6 protein-coding genes are annotated in these 6,490 nt (G+C 66.8%); 1 reads left to right on the top strand and 5 read right to left on the bottom strand.

Annotated features, from left to right (window positions below; all coding sequences use genetic code 11):
* The 5 genes from ACCC94_RS26735 to ACCC94_RS26715 form a co-directional block, all read right to left on the bottom strand.
* Positions 1-1,049, bottom strand: a 1,049-nt coding sequence (locus ACCC94_RS26735; RefSeq protein WP_413352626.1) for an acetyl/propionyl/methylcrotonyl-CoA carboxylase subunit alpha, incomplete at its 3' end; no start/stop codon positions are given.
* Positions 1,049-1,846, bottom strand: coding sequence for a gamma-carboxygeranoyl-CoA hydratase (locus tag ACCC94_RS26730; RefSeq protein WP_413352625.1), 798 nt, complete (start codon positions 1,844-1,846; stop codon positions 1,049-1,051). The genes ACCC94_RS26730 and ACCC94_RS26735, both read right to left, overlap by 1 nt.
* 92 nt (positions 1,847-1,938) lie before the next feature.
* A complete protein-coding gene (locus ACCC94_RS26725) occupies positions 1,939-3,546 on the bottom strand; it encodes a carboxyl transferase domain-containing protein (RefSeq protein WP_413352624.1) in 1,608 nt (535 codons plus the stop codon).
* A gap of 116 nt (positions 3,547-3,662) precedes the next feature.
* The gene (locus ACCC94_RS26720) at positions 3,663-4,826 is read right to left on the bottom strand and encodes an isovaleryl-CoA dehydrogenase (RefSeq protein WP_024765596.1); all 1,164 of its coding nucleotides are present in this window, start codon (positions 4,824-4,826) and stop codon (positions 3,663-3,665) included.
* Between the two features lie 58 nt (positions 4,827-4,884).
* On the bottom strand, positions 4,885-5,289 hold the full coding sequence (locus tag ACCC94_RS26715) for a MerR family transcriptional regulator (protein WP_413352623.1): 405 nt from the start codon (positions 5,287-5,289) through the stop codon (positions 4,885-4,887).
* Between the two features lie 241 nt (positions 5,290-5,530).
* Here ACCC94_RS26715 and ACCC94_RS26710 point away from each other — a divergent pair.
* On the top strand, positions 5,531-6,490 hold a 960-nt coding region (locus ACCC94_RS26710; RefSeq protein ID WP_413352622.1), incomplete at its 3' end, for a GAF domain-containing protein.

Below are 6,490 nucleotides of genomic sequence, written 5' to 3'. Positions count from 1 at the left end.
CCGCCTTCGGGGTCTTCGGCGTAGAGGCGCACTTCGATGGCGTGGCCGATCAGCGGCACCTGTTCCTGGGTGATCGGCAGCGGCTCGCCACGGGCGACGCGGATCTGCCAGGCGACCAGGTCGAGGCCGGTGATGGCTTCGGTGACCGGGTGCTCCACCTGCAGGCGGGTGTTCATTTCCATGAAGAAGAACTGGCCGCTGCCTTCGTCGTAGAGGAACTCCACGGTGCCGGCGCCGACGTAGCCGATGGCCTGGGCGGCGCGCACCGCGGATTCGCCCATGGCGGCGCGCAATTCGGCGGAGAGGCCCGGAGCCGGCGCTTCCTCCACCACTTTCTGGTGGCGGCGCTGGATAGAGCAGTCGCGCTCGTTGAGGTACAGGCAGTTGCCGTGCTTATCGGCGAATACCTGGATTTCCACGTGGCGCGGCTTGGTCAGGTATTTCTCCACCAGCATGCGCGAATCGCCGAAACCGGACTGCGCTTCACGCTGGGCGGATTCCAGCTCCTCGGCCAGTTCGGCCTCGCGCTCCACCACCTTCATGCCTTTGCCACCGCCACCGGCGGCGGCTTTCAGCAGCACCGGGTAGCCGATGCGCTGCGCCTCGTGCTGGAATGTCGCGTAGTCCTGGGCCTCGCCATGGTAGCCGGGCACCAGCGGCACGCCGGCGGTTTCCATCAGCGCCTTGGCGGCGGATTTGCTGCCCATGGCGTCGATGGCGCTGGCCGGCGGGCCGAGGAACACCAGCCCGGCCTCTTCGCAGGCACGGGCGAAGCCAGCGTTCTCCGAAAGGAAGCCGTAGCCGGGGTGGATGGCCTGGGCGCCGGCGGCTTTCGCGGCGGCCAGCACGGCATCCGCGCGCAGGTAGCTCTCGGCGGGTTTGGCGCCACCCAGGTCGATGGCGATGTCCGCTTCTTCGACATGGCGGGCGTTGCGGTCCGTGGCGCTGTGCACGGCTACGGTGGTCAGGCCCAGTGCCTTGGCAGTGCGCATCACGCGGCAGGCGATTTCGCCGCGGTTGGCCACCAGCAGGGTATCGATCTTGCTCATCAGACTTGCTCCTGCCAGGCCGGCTTGCGTTTTTCCAGGAAGGCGCGCAGGCCCTCCTGCCCCTCGGGGCTGATGCGGATGCGGGCGATGGCCGCTTCGGTGTAGCGACGGCGCTCGGGCGTGAGTTCGCCCGCGCCTATCTCGTGGAACAGCGCCTTGCAGGCCACCAGCGCCGCCGGACTGTTGTTCAGCAGGTTGGCGATCCAGGCCTCGGCTTCGTCATCCAGTTCGGCGGCCGGGTAGTGCTCGTCCACCAGCCCCAGTTCACGGGCGCGCACGCCACTGAAGCGCTCTGCGGTCATGGCGTAGCGGGTGGCGGCACGCTGGCCGATGGCCTTGGTGACGAACGGGCCGATGGTGGCCGGGATCAGGCCGATGCGCACTTCGGACAGGCAGAACTGCGCGTCCTCGGCGGCCAGTGCCATGTCGCAGCAGGCCACCAGCCCGAGCCCGCCGCCGAAGGCCGCGCCCTGCACGATGGCGAGGGTCGGTTTCTTCAGCTGGTGCAGGTTATAGAGCAGTTCGGCGAGCTGCTGGGCGTCGTTGAGGTTGCCCTGGTAGTCCAGCTGCACGGATTCCTGCATCCAGGAAAGGTCCGCGCCGCCGCAGAAATGCCGGCCGCGGCCGCGCAGCACGACGAGGCGCACGCGCTCGTCGTTGGCCACGGCGTCCAGCGCCTGGATCAGCTCGGCGATGGTCAGGGCGTTGAAGGCGTTGTTCTTTTCCGGGCGGTTCAGCCAGAGAGTGGCGACGCCGCGCGGGTCGATATCGAGTTGTATGTTCTGAAAGTCGGTCATATAGCTACCTTCGGTCGCTAGCTACAAGTTGCAAGCCCAAAGCTTCAAGCCGCGCTCTTTGCAGCTTGAAGCTTGTGGCTTGCAGCTTCGAGTTACATGCGGAAGACGCCGAAGCGGGTCGCTTCGACAGGCGCGTTGAGCGAGGCGGAAATCGCCAGGCCGAGCACGTCGCGGGTCTGCGCCGGGTCGATGACGCCGTCGTCCCACAGGCGCGCACTGGAGTAGTAGGGGTGTCCCTGGCGCTCGTACTGTTCGAGGATCGGCGCCTTGATCTTCGCCTCGTCCTCGGCGGACAGCGCGTTGCCGGCGCGTTCGGCCTGCTCGCGCTTGACCTGGGCCAGCACGCCTGCGGCCTGCTCGCCGCCCATCACGCCGATCCGCGCGTTGGGCCACATCCACAGGAAGCGCGGGTCGTAGGCGCGGCCGCACATGCCGTAGTTACCGGCGCCGAAGCTGCCGCCGATGATCACGGTGAACTTCGGCACCTGGGCGCAGGCCACGGCGGTGACCAGCTTGGCGCCGTGCTTGGCGATGCCGCCGGCCTCGTACTTCTGGCCGACCATGAAGCCGGTGATGTTCTGCAGGAACACCAGCGGGATGCCGCGCTGGCAGGCCAGTTCGATGAAGTGCGCGCCTTTCTGCGCGGCCTCGGCGAAGAGGATGCCGTTGTTGGCGAGTATCGCCACCGGGTAGCCGTGCAGGTGGGCGAAGCCGCACACCAGGGTGGTGCCGAACAGCGCCTTGAACTCGTCGAATTCGCTGCCGTCGACCAGGCGGGCAATGATCTCGCGCACGTCGAAGGGCTGCTTGCTGTCCACCGGAATCACCCCGTACAGCTCCTCGGCGGCATACAGCGGCGCACGTGGAACACGGGTGTTGAGCTTGCCCTGCTTGGTCCAGTTGAGGTTGGCGATGCAGCGGCGGGCGATGGCCAGCGCGTGCTCGTCGTCCTCGGCATAGTGGTCGGCCACGCCGGAGGTCTTGCAGTGCACGTCGGCGCCGCCCAGGTCCTCGGCGCTCACCACCTCACCGGTGGCGGCCTTCACCAGCGGTGGGCCGGCGAGGAAGATGGTGGCCTGGTTGCGCACCATGATGGTCTCGTCGCTCATCGCCGGCACGTACGCACCGCCAGCGGTGCAGGAACCCATGACCACGGCGATCTGCGGGATGCCCTGGGCGCTCATGTTGGCCTGGTTGAAGAATATTCGGCCGAAGTGCTCGCGATCGGGGAAGACCTCGTCCTGGCGCGGCAGGTTGGCGCCGCCCGAGTCCACCAGGTAGATGCACGGCAGGCGGTTCTGCTGGGCGATAGTCTGGGCGCGCAGGTGTTTCTTCACGGTGAGCGGGTAGTAGCTGCCGCCTTTCACCGTGGCGTCATTGCCGACGATCATGCATTCCACGCCTTCCACGCGGCCAATGCCGGCGACCACGCCGGCGGCGGCGACGTCTTCGCCGTACACCTCATGGGCGGCGAGGGCGGAGACTTCGAGGAAGGGGGAACCTGCGTCGAGCAGGCGGTTGATGCGCTCGCGCACCAGCAGCTTGCCGCGCGGGGTGTGCTTGGCCTGGGCGGCGGCGCCGCCGCCTTCATGGACACGGCCGAGGACGGCGCGCAGGTCCTGGACGTTCTCCAGCATGGTCGCGGCGTTGGCAGCGTATTCCGGGGAACGGGTGTTGAGTTGGGTGCCGAGGATGGTCATGGGGTCTCCACGAGCGAGTGTGGGCCTGTAGGAGCGAGCTTGCTCGCGAACCGCATCCCTCCGGTCATTCAGGGCGCAATGCGTTCGCGAGCAAGCCCGCTCCTACAAAAGCAGGATCAGCGGGTTTCGTTGAACAGCTCGCGGCCGATCAGCATGCGGCGGATTTCGCTGGTGCCGGCGCCGATCTCGTAGAGCTTGGCATCGCGCAGCAGGCGGCCGGTGGGGAACTCGTTGATGTAGCCGTTGCCGCCGAGGATCTGGATGGCGTCCAGGGCCATCTGGGTGGCGCGCTCGGCGGTGTAGAGGATCACCCCGGCGGCGTCCTTGCGGGTGGTCTCGCCACGGTCGCAGGCCTGGGCCACGGCGTAGAGGTAGGCGCGGCTGGCGTTGAGCTGGGTGTACATGTCGGCGACCTTGCCCTGGATCAGCTGGAACTCGCCGATGCTCTGGCCGAACTGCTTGCGGTCGTGGATGTAGGGGACGATCACGTCCATGCAGGCCTGCATGATGCCGATCGGGCCGCCGGCGAGCACTACGCGCTCGTAGTCCAGGCCGCTCATCAGCACCTTCACGCCGCCGTTGACCGCGCCCAGCACGTTCTCTTCCGGCACTTCCACGTCATCGAAGAACAGTTCGCAGGTGTTCGAGCCGCGCATGCCCAGCTTGTCGAACTTGCTGCCACGGCTGAAGCCCTTCCAGTCGCGCTCGACGATGAACGCGGTGATGCCGTGGGCGCCTTTCTCCGGCTCGGTCTTGGCGTAGATCACGTAGGTGTTGGCATCCGGGCCGTTGGTGATCCAGGTCTTGCTGCCGTTCAAGACGAAGCGGTCGCCGCGCTTTTCCGCGCGCAGTTTCATCGACACCACGTCGGAACCGGCGTTGGGCTCGCTCATGGCCAGGGCGCCGATGTGCTCGCCGCTGATCAGCTTGGGCAGGTATTTGGCCTTCTGCTCGGCATTGCCGTTGCGCTTGATCTGGTTGACGCACAGGTTGGAGTGCGCGCCGTAGGACAGGCCGACCGATGCCGAGCCGCGGCTGATTTCCTCGATGGCGATCACGTGGGCCAGGTAACCCATGTTGGCGCCGCCGTATTCCTCCGCGACGGTGATGCCGAGCAGGCCCATGTCGCCGAACTTCTTCCACATGTCCATGGGGAACAGGTTGTCGGCGTCGATCTGTGCGGCGCGCGGGGCGAGTTCGCTGGCGACGAAGCCCTGCACCTGCTCGCGCAGCATGTCGATGGTTTCGCCGAGGCCGAAGTTGAGGGAGGGGTAGCTCATGGAATCACCTGTACTTGTATTTGTATTCGGATGAGAGAGCGGGGCAGGGGCGGCGAGATCAGCTCGGCACGCGCTGCTTGCGGGGTTTGTCGGTCTCGGCCATGGCCGCCAGGCAGCGTTCCTCGGCCGTGTCCAGTTCCAGTTTCATCTGCTCGATGTCGAGCAACTGCTGTTCCAGCTGCGCGCGGCGCGCGGTGATCTTGTCGAGGAAGGTCTGCAGCTGCCTGGTGTTGCCGCTGCTGGGGTCGTAGAGGTCGATCAGCTCCTTGCACTCGGCCAGCGAGAAACCGATGCGCTTGCCGCGCAGGATCAGCTTCAGGGCTACCAGGTCCTTGGCGCTGTAGATGCGTTCCTGGCCACGGCGCTCGGGGCTGAGCATGCCCTGTTCTTCATAGAAGCGAATGGCGCGGGTGGTGACGTCCAGTTCGCGGGCAAGCTCGGAGATGGTGTAGGTCGTGGGCATGGGAATCTTCTTGCTCGGTCGTTTACCTTTACGTTAACGTAAACCTGCCTCGGGTCACTGTCAACACAACTCGAAGGCGGTGTGGAGAGAGGCTGTGGCGCGGGAATTGCGTGTGCTTGCCCGGTGAACCTTCCTACCAGGGGCTTCCCCTTTACTGACGCCGCCTGCGGGTGTACACAGCCCTGACCAGCCTGCGAGTTCCGTGCGCCTGAAGAGCGCGCGGAACCTACCGGAGCGATGCATGACGACAAGAACAATAAGCAGCGACCTGCTGCGCGAAGCCCACCTGGCGCGCGAACACCTGCAGCAGGAGGGCGAAGTCCCCAGCGGCGTGCTCCGCGAGGAGATCGACGCCTCCTGGCGGCGCAGCCTCGGTCACGGCCTGGACTGCGCCAGCGGCACCGAGCACGGCCTCGACACGCGGGTGAAACCCGACGTACTACTGGCCGGCAACCGCCTGCTGCTCGACGCCGCCACCCCCGAACTCGACTACCTGCAACAGCGCCAGGGCCACGACGGCGTGATCATCCTGGCCAACGCCGATGCCACCATCCTGTCCGTCGAAGGCGCCCGCGAACGCATGCAGAGCAAGGGCCTGGCCGACATCGTCCAGGGCGCCTGCTGGAGCGAGGCCTCGCGCGGCACGAATGCCCTGGGCACCGCGCTGGTGGAAAAACGCGCCACCCAGATCGATTGCGGCGAACATTTCCTCGATCGCCTGAGCCGTTTCTCCTGCACCTCGGTGCCCATCGAAGGGCCGCAGGGCACGCTGCTCGGCGTGCTCGACATGACTCGCGAAGGGCCGCTCTCCGGCCCGCGCGAAAGCCTCTCGCTGCTCAGCCTCGCGGTGTTCCAGATCGAGGCGCGGTTGTTCGCCGTCAGCCATCCGGGGCAGGTGGTGATCGCTTTCCATTACCGCCGCCAGTATCTGGACTCGGCGTGGCAGGGCCTGCTGGCGCTGGGGCTGGACGGCAAGGTGCTGGCCGTCAGCGGCCAGGCCTGCCAACTGCTCGGTGCGAATCGCGAAAGCCTGGTGGGGCGGCGCAGCGAAGACTTCCTCGGCCTGCGCAGCGACCAACTGCTCGGCCGCCTCTACCAGGGCGGCGTCGGCAGCCTGCAGACGCCCAAGGGCGAGCTGTTCTACAAGACGCTGCAGGCGCCGCTGCGCAGCCACGCGGTGCCGGTCAGCGCCCGCCCGCCG

Origin of the sequence: Pseudomonas sp. Pseusp97, from assembly GCF_047304025.1 — a bacterium.
Classification (GTDB): Bacteria; Pseudomonadota; Gammaproteobacteria; order Pseudomonadales; family Pseudomonadaceae; genus Pseudomonas.
This window is presented reverse-complemented; position numbering and strand designations above follow the sequence as displayed.

Coding starts and splice junctions, on each gene's coding strand:
- ACCC94_RS26720 (WP_024765596.1), bottom strand. CDS start 4,826: ATGAGCTACCCCTCCCTCAACTTCGGCCTCGGCGAAACCATCGACATG.
- ACCC94_RS26730 (WP_413352625.1), bottom strand. CDS start 1,846: ATGACCGACTTTCAGAACATACAACTCGATATCGACCCGCGCGGCGTC.
- ACCC94_RS26715 (WP_413352623.1), bottom strand. CDS start 5,289: ATGCCCACGACCTACACCATCTCCGAGCTTGCCCGCGAACTGGACGTC.
- ACCC94_RS26725 (WP_413352624.1), bottom strand. CDS start 3,546: ATGACCATCCTCGGCACCCAACTCAACACCCGTTCCCCGGAATACGCT.